The 13,514-nt window shown below is 72.2% G+C and carries 13 protein-coding genes; 8 read left to right on the top strand and 5 right to left on the bottom strand.

Annotated elements, in window-relative coordinates; all coding sequences use genetic code 11:
- The first annotated feature begins 9 nt into the window (after positions 1–9).
- From ACIRQH_RS02685 to ACIRQH_RS02650, 8 genes are all read left to right on the top strand, one after another.
- A complete protein-coding gene (locus ACIRQH_RS02685) occupies positions 10–774 on the top strand; it encodes an amino acid ABC transporter ATP-binding protein (protein ID WP_404223989.1) in 765 nt (254 codons plus the stop codon).
- Positions 775–964: 190 nt separating this feature from the next.
- The gene (locus ACIRQH_RS02680; protein ID WP_388865365.1) at positions 965–1,990 is read left to right on the top strand and encodes an ABC transporter substrate-binding protein; all 1,026 of its coding nucleotides are present in this window, start codon (positions 965–967) and stop codon (positions 1,988–1,990) included.
- Positions 1,991–2,081: 91 nt separating this feature from the next.
- Positions 2,082–2,855 carry a GNAT family N-acetyltransferase gene (locus ACIRQH_RS02675; RefSeq protein WP_404223826.1) on the top strand — a complete coding sequence of 258 codons (774 nt, stop codon included), beginning with the start codon at positions 2,082–2,084 and terminating at the stop codon, positions 2,853–2,855.
- Between the two features lie 110 nt (positions 2,856–2,965).
- Positions 2,966–3,082: a putative leader peptide gene (locus ACIRQH_RS02670; RefSeq protein ID WP_358821304.1), complete on the top strand. Its 117-nt coding sequence runs from the start codon at positions 2,966–2,968 to the stop codon at positions 3,080–3,082.
- Positions 3,083–3,155: 73 nt separating this feature from the next.
- On the top strand, positions 3,156–4,397 hold the full coding sequence (locus tag ACIRQH_RS02665; RefSeq protein ID WP_404223823.1) for an LLM class flavin-dependent oxidoreductase: 1,242 nt from the start codon (positions 3,156–3,158) through the stop codon (positions 4,395–4,397).
- A gap of 19 nt (positions 4,398–4,416) precedes the next feature.
- A complete protein-coding gene (locus tag ACIRQH_RS02660; protein WP_358821302.1) occupies positions 4,417–5,793 on the top strand; it encodes an NtaA/DmoA family FMN-dependent monooxygenase in 1,377 nt (458 codons plus the stop codon).
- The gene (locus ACIRQH_RS02655) at positions 5,790–6,881 is read left to right on the top strand and encodes an LLM class flavin-dependent oxidoreductase (RefSeq protein ID WP_388932174.1); all 1,092 of its coding nucleotides are present in this window, start codon (positions 5,790–5,792) and stop codon (positions 6,879–6,881) included. The genes ACIRQH_RS02660 and ACIRQH_RS02655 overlap by 4 nt, the downstream gene beginning before the upstream one ends.
- Positions 6,882–6,897: 16 nt before the next feature.
- Positions 6,898–8,022 carry an LLM class flavin-dependent oxidoreductase gene (locus ACIRQH_RS02650; RefSeq protein ID WP_388932172.1) on the top strand — a complete coding sequence of 375 codons (1,125 nt, stop codon included), beginning with the start codon at positions 6,898–6,900 and terminating at the stop codon, positions 8,020–8,022.
- 102 nt (positions 8,023–8,124) lie between these two features.
- Here the strand turns inward: ACIRQH_RS02650 and ACIRQH_RS02645 are convergent, their stop codons facing one another.
- The 5 genes from ACIRQH_RS02645 to ACIRQH_RS02625 form a co-directional block, all read right to left on the bottom strand.
- Entirely contained in the window at positions 8,125–9,276 is a 1,152-nt protein-coding gene (locus ACIRQH_RS02645) for a homoserine O-acetyltransferase (protein WP_404223987.1), read from the bottom strand.
- Positions 9,273–10,631, bottom strand: a complete 1,359-nt coding sequence (locus ACIRQH_RS02640; RefSeq protein ID WP_388932170.1) for a bifunctional o-acetylhomoserine/o-acetylserine sulfhydrylase — start codon at positions 10,629–10,631, stop codon at positions 9,273–9,275. Before ACIRQH_RS02640 ends, ACIRQH_RS02645 begins: the two co-directional genes overlap by 4 nt.
- A gap of 436 nt (positions 10,632–11,067) precedes the next feature.
- Positions 11,068–11,625 (bottom strand): NADPH-dependent FMN reductase, encoded by a 558-nt coding sequence (ssuE, locus tag ACIRQH_RS02635; protein WP_358822514.1) that lies wholly within the window; start codon positions 11,623–11,625, stop codon positions 11,068–11,070.
- Between the two features lie 49 nt (positions 11,626–11,674).
- Complete coding sequence (locus ACIRQH_RS02630; RefSeq protein ID WP_404223818.1) at positions 11,675–12,451, bottom strand: alpha/beta hydrolase; 777 nt, start codon at positions 12,449–12,451, stop codon at positions 11,675–11,677.
- A gap of 1 nt (position 12,452) precedes the next feature.
- Positions 12,453–13,487: an LLM class flavin-dependent oxidoreductase gene (locus ACIRQH_RS02625; RefSeq protein WP_388865383.1), complete on the bottom strand. Its 1,035-nt coding sequence runs from the start codon at positions 13,485–13,487 to the stop codon at positions 12,453–12,455.
- Between the last annotated feature and the right edge of the window lie 27 nt (positions 13,488–13,514).

Below are 13,514 nucleotides of genomic sequence, written 5' to 3'. Positions count from 1 at the left end.
ACGCTCGACATCCGGCCCGCCGCGGTCGAGGTGCACGACGTGCACAAGTGGTACGGCTCCCACCAGGTGCTGGACGGTGTGGAGTTGACCGTCCGGCCGGGAGAGGTCACGGTCATCCTCGGACCCTCGGGATCCGGCAAGTCGACCCTGCTGCGGGTCATCAATCACCTGGAGAAGCCGGAAGTCGGTCATGTCAGCCTCAACGGCGAGCTCATCGGGGTCCGCAGGCACGGCGAGCGGCTCAAGGAACTGAGCGAGCGCGTCATCCTCGGCCAGCGCAGCCGCATCGGGTTCGTCTTCCAGAACTTCAACCTCTTCCCGCACCTGACCGTGCTGGACAACGTGGCCGCGGCGCCGGTGGCGACCGGCAGGCTGTCCAGGCCCGAGGCCCAGCGGCTGGCCCGCGATCTGCTCGCCCGCGTGGGACTGGCGGACAAGTCCGCTGCCTACCCTCGGCAGTTGTCGGGCGGACAGCAGCAGCGGGTGGCCATCGCCCGTGCCCTCGCCCTGCGGCCCGGGGTCATCCTCTTCGACGAGCCGACGTCCGCGCTCGACCCCGAACTGGTCGGCGAGGTGCTCGCCGTCATCAAGGATCTGGCCAGAAGCGGCACCACCCTTGTCATCGTCACCCACGAGATCGGCTTCGCCCGCGAGATCGCCGACCGGGTCGCCTTCATGGACGCCGGCCGCATCGTCGAACAAGGATCTCCCGCACAGGTGTTGGACCACCCGCGGCAGGAGCGCACCAAGGATTTCCTGAGCAAGGTCCTCTGACCGGCCCGGACCCAGCCCGCACCCGACCCCACCCCGACCCCACCCCGACCCCACGCCGGCAACAGCCGGCCACCTGTCGCCGCGGACCTCCGACCGTCCGCCGGCGCGCACGAGCACGCCCACCCGATGTCGCGGCCCGCCGGGACCGCGCCCCCCACACCCTCACCGCACACACCCGACAAGGACAACCATGCGCACCCTCCCCCTGAACAGCAGGATCCTTCGCGGCGTGACCGCCACGGCGGCCGTCGCCTCCCTCGCCGCCGGGCTCGCCGCCTGCGGGGGTGACAGTGACGCGGCAACCCGGACCCAGGACGTCTCGGCCGGATCGGTCACCGTCGGCGCGCTCTCCAACGGCGCCGCCAAGGAGACGAAGCTGAAGGTGTCCGAGGTGAAGTCGATCAGCGCGGGACTGCCCAAGTCCGTCGCGAAGAGCGGCACGTTGAGGATCGGCGTCGGTGCGCTGCCCGCCGGATTCGCGCCGCTCGCGTACGTGGGCGGGGACCAGAAGACGCTCACCGGTGCCGAACCCGACCTCGGCCGGCTGGTCGCCGCGGTCCTCGGTCTCAAGCCGGAGGTGAAGAACTCGACCTGGGAGAACCTCTTCGTCGGCATCGACAGCGGCAAGGTCGACGTCGCCTTCTCCAACGTCACCGACACCGAGGAGCGCAAGAAGAAGTACGAGTTCGCCTCCTACCGGCAGGACAACCTCGGCTTCGAGGTGCGGAAGAAGAGCACCTGGAACTTCGACGACGACTACCGGAACCTGGCGGGCAAGACCGTCGCGGTGAGCGCCGGCACCAACCAGGAGAAGATCCTCCTGGAGTGGAAGGCGAAGCTCGCCAAGGAGGGCAAGAAGCTCAACGTCAAGTACTACCAGGACAACAACGCCACCGCCCTGGCCCTGTCCAGCGGGAAGATCGACGTCTCCTTCGGCCCCAACCCCGGCATCGCCTACCACGTCACCCAGACCGCCAAGACGCCCAACCCGACGCGCAACGCGGGCACGTTCTCCGGCGCGGGAGAAACCCTCCAGGGTCTGATCGCGGCCACCGCGAAGAAGGACAGCGGGCTCGCCAAGCCCCTCGCCGACGCGATCAACCACCTCGTCAAGAACGGCCAGTACGCAAAGTGGCTGGCCGCCTGGAACCTCTCCAACGAGGCCGTGGACACCTCCCAGGTCAACCCGCCCGGCCTGCCGCTCAGCAACTCCTGAACCACCGCCCACCTCAGGGGACTCCGCCGCCGACCGGCGGGGTCCCGGGGCGCGTCCGGCCGCTTTCCCGATACGGAGAACCCGCACCGTCATGTCCACCAGCGTCGACCCCGCCCCTTCCCCGAGCCCGACCGCATCGCACGTCCTGGACAACGCGGCGTGGGCCGCGCTGACCGGTCCGCACGCCCACCTCGCCGAACGCGTGGGCCGCGCCGCCCGCTATCCCGCCGACGTGTCGCCCTTCAGCGCCCTCGCCGATCCCGCCGATCCCCGCTCCTGGGACGATCTCGCCGAACTCGTCGGACCCGGCGCGCTCACCCCGGTCACCGCCGTCCAGACCGTGCCCGACGGCTGGACGACCGAACAGAGCGGCTACGGAGTCCAGTTGATCGCGACCGCGCTGGTCACGGCCCCCGCTCCCGAAGCGGTACCGCTGGGACCCGCCGACGTGCCCGAGATCCTCGACCTGATCGCCCTCACCCGGCCCGGCCCCTTCCTGCCCCGCACCGTCGAACTCGGTACCTACCTGGGCATCCGGAAGGACGGACGCCTGATCGCCCTGGCCGGCGAACGCCTGCGCCCGCCGGGCTGGACCGAGATCAGCGCGGTGTGCACCCACCCAGACCACCGCGGACGGGGCCTGGCGACCCGCCTGGTCCGCGCGGTCGCGGCCGGCATCAGGGAACGCGGAGACGTCCCCTTCCTGCACGCCGCCGCCGACAACACGAACGCGATCCGGCTCTACGAGTCGATCGGGTTCACCCTGCGCCGCCGAACGCGGTTCGTCCTCGTGCGCACCCCCGGCGGCCCGCTGGAGACCCGGAACGGGCAAGAAGAATCCGGGCAGCCGGAAGAAAGGGCATAGCCGTGCAGTTGTGCTTGTCCAGGACCACGTGGCGCCCCGCCGGGGACCCGCGAGGACCGGGCGGACCAGGGGCCCCGGAGCACCGGGGCGAGAGAGCGGAGGTGAGGCCCGTGCGCCGCCTGTCCCACCGCCGCGCGCCGAAGCCGCTCACGCCCCGCCCCCTGCACCTGTACGGCCGGTCCCACATCGATCTGCTGCGGGTCGCCGGCGCGCTCTGTCGCCCCTGACCCGTTCCCACGCAGCCGCGTCCCGCTCGCCGGGGCGGGCTTCCTCGTACGGTCGATCAGGAAGGCACCTCCCGTGTCCTCGTCACCCACACCTCTGCACCTCGCCGTCGCGCTGGACGGTGCGGGCTGGCATCCGGCCGCATGGCGCGAGCCGGTCGCACGCCCCCGCGAACTGCTCACCGCCGCCTACTGGACCGAGCTGGTCACCGAGGCCGAGCGCGGCCTCCTCGACTTCGTGACCATCGAGGACGGCCTCGGCCTCCAGTCCTCCTCGCCCACCGAACCGGACGGCCGCACCGACCAGGTCCGCGGCCGCCTCGACGCCGTCCTCATCGCCTCGCGGATCGCGCCCCTCACCCACCACATCGGCGTGGTGCCGACCGTGATCGCCACGCACACGGAGCCCTTCCACATCTCCAAGGCGATCGCCACCCTCGACTACGTGAGCGCCGGCCGCGCCGGCCTGCGCGTCCAGGTCAGCGCCCGCCAGAACGAGGCCGCGCACTTCGGACGCCGCACGATTCCGGCGTTCCGCTTCGAGGAGTACGACACCCCCGCCGTGCGGGAAGTGGTGAACGACCTCTTCGACGAGGCCGCCGACCACGTCGAGGCCGTCCGCAGGCTCTGGGACAGCTGGGAGGACGACGCGGAGATCCGCGACGTCGCCACCGGCCGCTTCGTCGACCGCGACAAGCTGCACTACATCGACTTCGAGGGCCGGCACTTCAGCGTCAAGGGCCCCTCGATCACACCCCGTCCGCCTCAGGGACAGCCGGTCGTCACCGCCCTGGCCCACGCGACGATCCCGTACCGGCTGATCGCGAGGGCCGCGGACATCGGCTACGTCACCCCGCACGACGCGGGCCAGGCCCACGCCATCGTCCAGGAGATCCGCGCCGAACAGGACGCGGCCGGCCGAGCCGACGACACCGTGCACGTCTTCGGTGATCTGGTGGTCTTCCTCGACGACGACCCGGGGGCCGCCGAGGCCCGCCGCGAACGGCTGGACGCGCTGGCGGGCGAGCCGTACACGAGCGACGCCCGGATCTTCGCCGGGACACCCGCCCAGCTGGCCGACCTCCTCCAGGAGCTGGCCGCCGCAGGGCTCTCCGGGTTCCGGCTGCGCCCCGCCGTCGTGGGACACGACCTCCCCGCGATCACGCGCGGCCTCGTGCCCGAACTCCAGCGCCGGGGCGTCTTCCGGACCGCCTACGAGGCCGGCACCCTGCGCGGACTGCTCGGGCTCTCCCGCCCGGCGAACCGCTTCGCCCCCCAGCTCTCCCAGCAGGGGGCACCCCCCGCCACGACCGCCTGAGCCGGAAGGACCCCCGACCATGAGCAAGCCGCTCAAGCAGATCCATCTCGCGGCACACTTCCCCGGTGTCAACAACACCACCGTGTGGAGCGACCCCGAGGCCGGCAGCCACATCGAGTTCAGCTCGTTCGCGCGGTTCGCGCGGACGGCGGAGCGCGCCAAGTTCGACTTCCTGTTCCTCGCTGAAGGACTGCGGCTGCGGGAACAGGGCGGAAAGATATACGACTTGGACGTCGTGGGACGCCCCGACACCTTCGCCATCCTGACCGCGCTCGCCGCCGTCACCGAGCACCTCGGCCTGACCGGCACCATCAACTCCACCTTCAACGAGCCCTACGAGGTGGCCCGCCAGTTCGCCAGTCTCGACCACCTCTCCGACGGCCGGGCCGCCTGGAACGTCGTCACCTCCTGGGACGCCTTCACCGGTGAGAACTTCCGCCGCGGCGGCTTCCTGCCGAAGGACGAGCGGTACTCGCGCGCCAAGGAGTTCCTGGCCACGGCGAACGAACTCTTCGACTCCTGGCACGGGGACGAGATCGTCGCCGACCAGGAGAGCGGCACCTTCCTCGCCGACGCCAAGGCCGGAGCCTTCGTCCACCAGGGACGGCACTTCGACATCGAGGGCCAGTTCAACGTCCCGCGCTCCCCGCAGGGCCGCCCGGTGATCTTCCAGGCCGGCGACTCCGAGGAGGGGCGCGAGTTCGCCGCCGCCGGCGCCGACGCCATCTTCAGCCGCTACGCCACCCTCAAGGAGGGCCAGGCCTTCTACACCGACGTCAAGGGACGCCTCGCCCGCCACGGCCGACGCCACGACCAGCTGCTGATCCTGCCCGCCGCGACGTTCGTCCTCGGGGACACCGACGCCGAGGCCGAGGAGCACGCCCGTGACATACGGCGGGCCCAGGTCAGCGGCGCCACCGCCATCAAGCACCTGGAGTTCGTCTGGAACCGTGACCTGTCCGCCTACGACCCGGACGGCCCGCTGCCCGACATCGACCCGGACCTCGGCGAACACACCGTCGCCCGGGGCCGCGCCCAGGTCCGGATGTACCGCGACCCGCTGGCCACCGCCCGCGAGTGGCGGGAGCGGGCGGCGGCCAACAACTGGTCCATCCGCGACCTCGTCATCGAGACGGGAAACCGCCAGGCGTTCGTCGGCACCCCGGCCACGGTCGCCGAGACCATCAACGACTTCGTCCAGGCCGACGCCTCCGACGGCTTCATCCTCGTCCCGCACATCACACCGGGCGGCCTGGACTCCTTCGCGGACAGTGTCGTCCCGCTCCTGCAGGAACGCGGCGTCTACCGCACCGCGTACGAGGGCCGCACCCTGCGCGACCACCTCGGCCTGACCCACCCCGACGCCGGGGCGCGGACCGACCGGGCCGCGTCATGAAGTTCCTGGCGATCACCCTGATCGTGCACGCTCCCCACCCGGTGACGGGGATCCAGAAGCCGACCAACGACCGCTTCCGCGAGGTGATCGACAACGCCCTGCTCGCCGAGGAGCTGGGATTCGACGGCTTCGGCGTGGGGGAGCGCCACGAGCGTCCCTTCATCTCCTCCTCACCACCCGTGGTCCTCAGCCACATCGCCGCGCTCACCTCCCGGATCCGGCTGTTCACGGCCGTCACCACCCTGAGCCTCCTCGACCCGGTCCGCGCGTACGAGGACTACGCGACCCTGGACCATCTGTCCGGCGGCCGCCTGGAGTTGATCGTCGGCAAGGGAAACGGAGCGGCCCAGCGCGAGCTGTTCCGGATCACGACCGACGACCAGTGGGACCGCAACGCCGAGAGCTACGAGGTGTTCCGCCGCATCTGGCGGCAGGACAAGGTCACCGCGGCGACCCGCTTCCGCCCGGAACTCCAGGACGCGGAGGTGTGGCCGCGACCGTTCCAGCAGCCCGTCCGGGTCTGGCACGGCAGTGCCACGAGCAAGGAGTCGGTCGACCTGGCCGCCCGGTACGGCGACCCGCTCTTCTCCGCCAACGTCACCAACCCCATCGAGCCCTACGCCGAGTTGATCCGCTACTACCGCGAACGCTGGGAGCACTACGGCCACGATCCGGCCGCCCTCGCGGTCGGCGCCGGCACCGCGGGCTTCTACGCGGCACGGACCTCCCAGGAGGCACTCGCCGTCTACCGGCCCGTGTTCGAAGGCAACCTGGCGTTCCAGAGGCGCCTCGGCCTGGAGCCCGTGTTCCCGACCCTGGAGGACTACGTGGAGCGCAGCTCGGCGCTGATCGGCAGCCCCCAGCAGATCATCGAGAAGGTGCACCGTTACCACGAGCAGTTCGGGCACAGCGTGCTGCATCTGCACGCCGACGCGGGCGGGCTGACGGACCGTCAACACCGAACGGCGCTGGAACTCTTCCAGTCGGACGTGGCACCGGTGCTGCGCCGAGAGATCCCCGACCCGCCGTTCCCCTGGGGGCCGGTCCTCGCACCGTCCACCGGCGAACCCGTGCCCGCCGACCACTGAGGAGCCCCGACCCGCCATGTCCGACATCCCTCTCGGCGTCCTCGACCTGGTCCCGATCTCGTCCGGCTCCACCGCCACCGAGGCACTGCGCAACTCCGTCGACCTGGCCCGCCGGGCCGAGGACCTCGGGTACGCCCGCTACTGGTTCGCCGAGCACCACCTCAACCCGGGCGTCGCCGGCACCTCGCCCGCGGTCGTCCTCGCCCTGACCGCTTCGGCGACCTCGACGATCAGGCTCGGCTCGGGCGCCGTCCAACTCGGCCACCGCACAGCCCTGTCCACGGTCGAGGAGTTCGGCCTGATCGACGCGTTGCACCCCGGGCGCCTCGACCTGGGACTGGGCCGCTCGGGCGGAGCCCCTCCGGGCGGCCCCGCCGCCCGGCCGGGCACCACGCCCGTCGTCGACGGGCGTACTCCCAACGGGCTGCGCATTCCGTCCCGTTTCTCGTTCGAGCACCTGCTCGGATCACCGCGGGTCGCCCTGCAGCGCACCCTGCTTCAGCAGCCGAACGCGGCGTCGCAGGAGTACGGCGAGCAGATCGACGACATCCTCGCCCTCCTCGCGGGCACCTACCGCTCGACCGACGGCGTCGAGGCGCACGCCGTCCCGGGGGAGGGGGCGGAACTGGAGCTATGGATCCTGGGCAGCAGCGGCGGCGTGAGCGCCGAGGTCGCCGGCCGCAACGGCCTGCGGTTCGCGGCCAACTATCACGTCAGTCCTGCCACCGTGCTGGAGGCAGCCGAGGGCTACCGCGCCGCGTTCCAGCCGTCCGACGTGCTCGACAAGCCGTATATCAGCGTCTCCGCGGACGTGGTGGTCGCCGACGACGACGAGACCGCCCGTGAACTCGCCACCGGCTACGGCCTCTGGGTCCGCAGCATCCGTAACGCCGAGGGGGCCGTCCCGTTCCCCACCCCGGACGAGGCGCGCGCCCACGTCTGGTCCGACGCCGACCGCGCGCTCGTCCAGGACCGCCTCGACACCCAGTTCGTCGGATCCCCGGGCCGGGTGGCGGACCGGCTGGCCCAGCTCCAGGAGGCCACGGGCGCCGATGAGTTGCTGATCACCACGATCACCCACGACCACGCGGACCGGGTGCGGTCGTACGAGCTGCTGGCCGAGGAGTGGCGTACACGCTGAACCGCTGCCGGACGGCGGCCGGGCAGCCACGGGACGACGCCGTCGTGGCCGCGCGGTCCGGGCGCCCTCCGCCGCGTGCCGGGCGGACCTCCCGCCCGGCCGTCAGCCGGCCAGCTCGTGGACGAGCGCGGCGACCTGCTCCACCTCGATGAGGAAGCCGTCGTGCCCGTAGGGGGATTCGATCACCCGGGGTACGTCCGCCGTGGGGATTCCCGCCGCCAACTCGGCCTGCTGGGAGGGTGGATAGAGGCGGTCGGAGTCGACTCCGGCGACCAGCGTTCGCGCCGTGACCCGGTTCAGCGCGCCGCGCGTGCCCCCACGGCTCCGCCCGATGTCGTGGCTGTTCATTGCCTCCGACAGCGTCACGTAGCTGCCCGCGTCGAAGCGGCGCACCAGCTTGGCGGCATGGTGGTCCAGGTAGGACTGCACCTGGTAGCGGCCGCCGTCCCACGGGTCCTCCGCGCCCTGCGGCGCACGGCCGAAGCGGACCGCCAGTTCGGGCTCGCTGCGGTACGTGACGTGGGCGAGGCGGCGGGCCAGACCGAGGCCCGCGTGCGGCCCCCGGCCCGGCGCGGTGCCGTGGTAGTCGCCACCACGCCAGTTCGGGTCGCTCCGGATCGCCCGCGTCTGGATGTCGGCCCAGGCGATCTGCTCCGCGCTCGCCGCCGCCGTGGTGGCCAGCAGCAGGAGCGCGTCCGTGCGTTCCGGGTACGACACCGCCCATTCCAGGGCGCGCATGCCGCCCATGGAGCCGCCGATCACCAGCGCCCAGCGGCCGACACCGAGCGCGTCGGCCAGTCCGGCCTCGGCCGCCACCTGGTCGCGCTGGGTCAGGAACGGGAACGTGCCGCCCCACGGCAGTCCGTCCGGGCCGGCCGAGGACGGACCGGTGCTCCCCTGGCAGCCGCCGAGCACGTTCGGCGCCACGACGAACCAGCGGTCCGGGTCCAGGGCGAGACCGGGTCCGACCAGTCCGTCCCACCAGCCGGGCGTCGGATGACCGGGCCCGGCCGGTCCGGCGACGTGGCTGTCGCCGGTGAGCGCGTGCAGCACCAGCACGGCGTTGGACGCGTCCGGCGCGAGCCGCCCCCACGTCTCGAACGCCAGCCGCACGTCAGGCAGTTCACCACCCGCCTCCAAGGGCAGCGCCTTGTCGCGCAGGTGCCACTGCCGGCGCCCGGGCGGGTCGCCCTCCCGCCAGCCCCCGGAGGCCGGCGGGAGGAGAACCGCGGACGGAGTGACCTCGCGGTTCAGGACGCACCCTTCGCCGCGCGGAAACCTGCCTCCAGATCGGCCTTGAGATCGACCAGGTTCTCGATGCCCACCGACAGCCGCACCAGCCCGGGTGAGGTGCCGGTCGCCTCCAACTGCGCCTCGTCCAGCTGACTGTGGGTGGTCGAGGCCGGGTGGATGATCAGGCTGCGTACGTCTCCGATGTTGGCCAGGTGGCTGAACAGTTCGACGGCGTCCACGAACCGCTTCCCGGCCTCGACGCCGTCCCGCAGCTCGAACGCGAGGACCGCGCCCGCTCCGCGCGGAAGATAGCGCTGCCCCGCTTCGTACCACCGGTTGGACGGCAGCCCGGGGTAGTGCACGGCGGCCACCTCGTCGCGCTGCTCCAGCCACTCGGCCAGGGCCTGGGCGTTCGACGAGTGCCGCTCGATGCGCAGGCTGAGCGTCTCCACGCCCTGGAGGAGCAGGAACGCGGAGTGCGGCGAGAGCGCCGGGCCGATGTCCCGCAGCAACTGCACCCGCAGCTTGACCGCGAAGGCGCCCGGGCCGAGCGCGGGCCAGTACTGGAGCCCGTGGTAGCTGGGGTCGGGCTCGGTGAAGTCCGGGAAGCGGTCGGCGTGCGCACCGAAGTCGAAGGTGCCGCCGTCGACGACGACGCCGGCGATGGTGGTGCCGTGCCCGCCGAGGAACTTGGTCGCCGAGTGGACGACGATGTCGGCCCCGTGCTCGATGGGCCGCAGCAGATACGGCGTCGGCACGGTGTTGTCGACGATCAGCGGGACGCCCGCCTCGTGCGCTACGTCCGCCACGGCCCGTACGTCGAGCACGTTGCCGCGCGGATTGCCGAGCGTCTCCGCGAACAGGGCCTTGGTGTTCGGCCTGATCGCGGCACGCCAGGCCTGCGCGTCGTCCGGGTCGTCGACGAACGACACCTCGATGCCGAACCGGGGGAGCGTGTGACGGAACAGGTTGTACGTGCCGCCGTACAAGGACGAGCTGGAGACGATGTGATCCCCGGCGGACGCCAGCGTCAGGATGGCCAGGGTCTCCGCCGCCTGCCCGGACGCGAGGGCCACGGCCGCGACCCCGCCCTCCAGCGCCGCGACGCGCTGCTCGAAGACGTCCTGCGTGGGGTTGTGGATGCGGGTGTAGATGTTGCCCGGCTCGGCCAGCGAGAACAGGTCCGCCGCGTGCTGGGTGTCGCGGAAGACGAACGAGCTGGTCTGGTAGATCGGCACCGCCCGCGCCCCCGTCGTCGGATCGGGCGCCGCACCGGCGTGGATCTGCTTGGTCTCGAACGACCAGGCGGAGGTGTCGGGTCCGGGCTCTTCGTCAGGGGTGTGCCCCGCGGTCACGGAGTCGATGGGCTGGCTCATGGTTCTCCCTTGTGCGGTGTGCGGGTACGCAGACGCACGCCTGCGCGGGTGTGCGCGAGCGGAGGTGCGGGCGGACGCACCGCGCCTCCGCTCGCGCTGCCCCGACGGGTACGCGGGCAAGGTGAAGTGCGCTGCTGAGAAAGGGGCGGAGAAGGCGATCGGGCGCGGAGCGGAGGGTCAGCTCACGGTGCGACAAGCCGTGGTGGTGACACGCACGTAGTCGACGTGGCGACGGGTCACGAGCACGGTCATGCAGCCAGACAACCGCAGATGGTCAGGGCGCACCAGCAGCTCGACACCCCGGCGGCCCGGGCGAAGCCCGGTCGCCGCGCGGGGAGTTGGCGACTTCGCGCACCGGCCGGACCAGGCGCCGGGGAGGCCGGTTGCGACACCGCCCGTCGCCGCGGTCCGGGCGGCGCGCCGGACGCGACCGCCGTCAGCCGGTCGACGCCAGTACCGTCGTCCGTCCTCCCAGCGCGGCGGAGAAGTGGTCCGTGACCTGTTCCAGGGCCTGGGCCGCGGCGAGTGCGACGGCCGGTGCGCCGTCCTCGCCGACGACGATGTCCTTGTCGAGGGTGAACCAGCCGGGAACGATGTGCGACGCGCCCATGGAACTCAGCACCGGACGCAACGCGTAGTCGATGGCGAGGACATGGGCGGTGCTGCCTCCGGTGGCCAGGGGCAGCACCGTCTTGCCGGTCAGCGCGTACTGCGGAAGCAGGTCGAGGAGCGACTTCAGCAGTCCCGAGTAGGCGGCCTTGTAGACGGGTGTTCCGATGACCACGCCGTCCGCGCGCTCGAACTGCGCCGTCGCCTCGACGATCGCCGGGTGCCGGAAGTCGGCGCCGAGCAGCGCCTGGGCGGGCAGGGTCCGCACCTCCAGCGGGATCACCTCGTGGCCCTGGAGGCGGAGCCGTTCGTCGAGGTGACGCAGCAGGCGTGTGGTGCGGGACGTGGGGGAGGGGCTTCCGGAGACGGACAGAATCACAGCCATGGCGGACCTTCCAGGTCGGGGTTCGGATGCGTCGGGGGGCGGCGGAACGTCACCAGGCGCTCGACCGCACGGTGACCGGCGGCCGCAGGTCGTTGCGCAGCGCTTCGAGGAACGTGACGACCTCGGCGGCGACCGAACGGTGCTGGAGGTCGTTGAGGACGTCGTGGTGTGCTCCGTGGACGACCGAGAGGCGGGCTCGGGGCAGTGACTTCACGGCACGGGCGAGCGCCTCGTGGTCGGCCAGCGGGTCGGCGTCGCCGGCGAGAAGCAGGGTGGGCACACCGGTCGTGCTCTCGTGGGCGGCGGCGAGCACGGAGTCCGGAACCGCGTCGCCCAGCGACCCGCGCCGTACGCCGGCGTCCTGGGTCAGCGTCCCCCGGTGGGTCGGGCACGAGGTGCGGACGTCGAGCTCGTCGTCCCAGCTGCCGACCCCGGCGGCGGACCCGGTGGACGGGCCGGGGAGCCCGGCGAGGACCAGCGCGTCCGGCTCCGGGGCCGGCACCGTCCCGGTCCGGCCGAGCAGCGCGGCGAGCGCGGCGGCCCCGGTGTCCGCCCCGACGAGCACGACCGGCAGGGCCACGCCGTCCTCGGAGGCGGTGCCACCGATCGCGTCCGTGAGCCGCTCGGCGAGGCCGGTCAGGGAGCCGTCCGGGTCCTCGGCGTCGAGGACCGGCGCGTCGATCACCCGGACGCGGTAGGCGTCGGAGGCGAGCCGCCGGGCGAAGCGCGTGTAGGTGTGCCGGGTCTCACCGCGGCCGGGCACCACGATGATCGTGCCGCGGATCAGCAGGCCTTCGGGGCCGTGGTGGTCGCTGTACTGGGTCATCTCACACTCCTGCGGATGCGGGTTCGGCGGTGCGCGCGGGCTGCCAGCCGAGGGCGGGCGCCACCTCGGTCGCGATGAGTTCGAGGGCGCGTACGGCGGCGTCGTGGTCGGGCACTGCGGGGTTGAACTGGGTGATCAGGTCGGTCGCCACGGGCAGGACCTTCTCCTGGCGCAGGCTCTCGACGATCTCGTCGGGATGGCCGTAGAACGTGTGGAAGCGGCGCAGCGCCTCGTCCGCGTCGAGGCCCTTGGGGAATGCGCCGCTCTCCGCCATGCGCAGCGCCGCCCGGTGGACGTCGTCGCCGATCGCGCGGAGCGCCGTGCGCCGGTCCTTGGCCGGGAAGACGAAGCGGGACAGGCCGATGCGCGGCCGGTGCGGCCGGTCCCAGGCGGCGAGGTAGGCGTCGGCCCAGGGGCGCTGCACCTCGTCGGTGGGGGCGTCGTATCCGTAGGCGGCCCGGTTGAGCAGGAGGTGGGAGCCGCGGCTCGCGGCGTACTCCGCGCCCTGGGCGCTGAACACGCCCTGCCACACGCGGTCGGTGAAGTCGCCGGGCCGCGGCTGGATGTGGAAGCCGGGCGTTCCCACGTCGGCCCGGGACAGGGCCTGGCGCAGGACGTCGAGGTTCTCGCTGGTCAGTTCCCGCTTGCGGCTGACGTCCTTGCCGAAGGCGGCGTACTCCAGGCCGCTCGTCCCGCTGCCGACGCCGATCTCGACACGGCCGCCGCTCAGCGCGTCGACGGTGGCGACGTCCTCGGCGAGTCGGACGGGATCCTCCAGCGGGAGCACGGTGATGGCGGTGCCGAGGCGGATCCGGGTGGTGCGCGCGGCGGCGTGCGCGAGGAAGGTCCAGGGCGAGGACAGTCCGCCGCCTCCGAGGGCGACGTGGTGCTGGGCGACCCAGCCGACGTCGAAACCCAGCTCGTCCGCCACGACGAAGAGTTCCTGGGCGTTGCGGTAGGTGCGGGCGATGTCCTGGTCGCGTCCCTGGACATGGGTGAGGAAGCCGAGCCGGAAGCGTGGTCGCTCGCTCGTCATGAGGTGATGCCTTTCGGTGTCGGGCGC

Origin of the sequence: Streptomyces sp. NPDC102279, assembly GCF_044766365.1 — a bacterium.
In the GTDB taxonomy this organism is placed as follows: Bacteria; Actinomycetota; Actinomycetes; order Streptomycetales; family Streptomycetaceae; genus Streptomyces.
Note: the sequence above shows the minus strand (reverse complement) of the source record. Positions and strands in the feature narration are given on the sequence as shown.

Excerpts from the sequence above, each read along its gene's own strand:
- ACIRQH_RS02660 (WP_358821302.1), top strand. The coding sequence starts at position 4,417 with ATGAGCAAGCCGCTCAAGCAGATCCATCTCGCGGCACACTTCCCCGGT.
- ACIRQH_RS02625 (WP_388865383.1), bottom strand. The coding sequence starts at position 13,487 with ATGACGAGCGAGCGACCACGCTTCCGGCTCGGCTTCCTCACCCATGTC.
- ACIRQH_RS02640 (WP_388932170.1), bottom strand. The coding sequence starts at position 10,631 with ATGAGCCAGCCCATCGACTCCGTGACCGCGGGGCACACCCCTGACGAA.
- ACIRQH_RS02650 (WP_388932172.1), top strand. The coding sequence starts at position 6,898 with ATGTCCGACATCCCTCTCGGCGTCCTCGACCTGGTCCCGATCTCGTCC.
- ACIRQH_RS02680 (WP_388865365.1), top strand. The coding sequence starts at position 965 with ATGCGCACCCTCCCCCTGAACAGCAGGATCCTTCGCGGCGTGACCGCC.
- ssuE (WP_358822514.1), bottom strand. The coding sequence starts at position 11,625 with ATGGCTGTGATTCTGTCCGTCTCCGGAAGCCCCTCCCCCACGTCCCGC.
- ACIRQH_RS02630 (WP_404223818.1), bottom strand. The coding sequence starts at position 12,451 with ATGACCCAGTACAGCGACCACCACGGCCCCGAAGGCCTGCTGATCCGC.
- ACIRQH_RS02675 (WP_404223826.1), top strand. The coding sequence starts at position 2,082 with ATGTCCACCAGCGTCGACCCCGCCCCTTCCCCGAGCCCGACCGCATCG.
- ACIRQH_RS02655 (WP_388932174.1), top strand. The coding sequence starts at position 5,790 with ATGAAGTTCCTGGCGATCACCCTGATCGTGCACGCTCCCCACCCGGTG.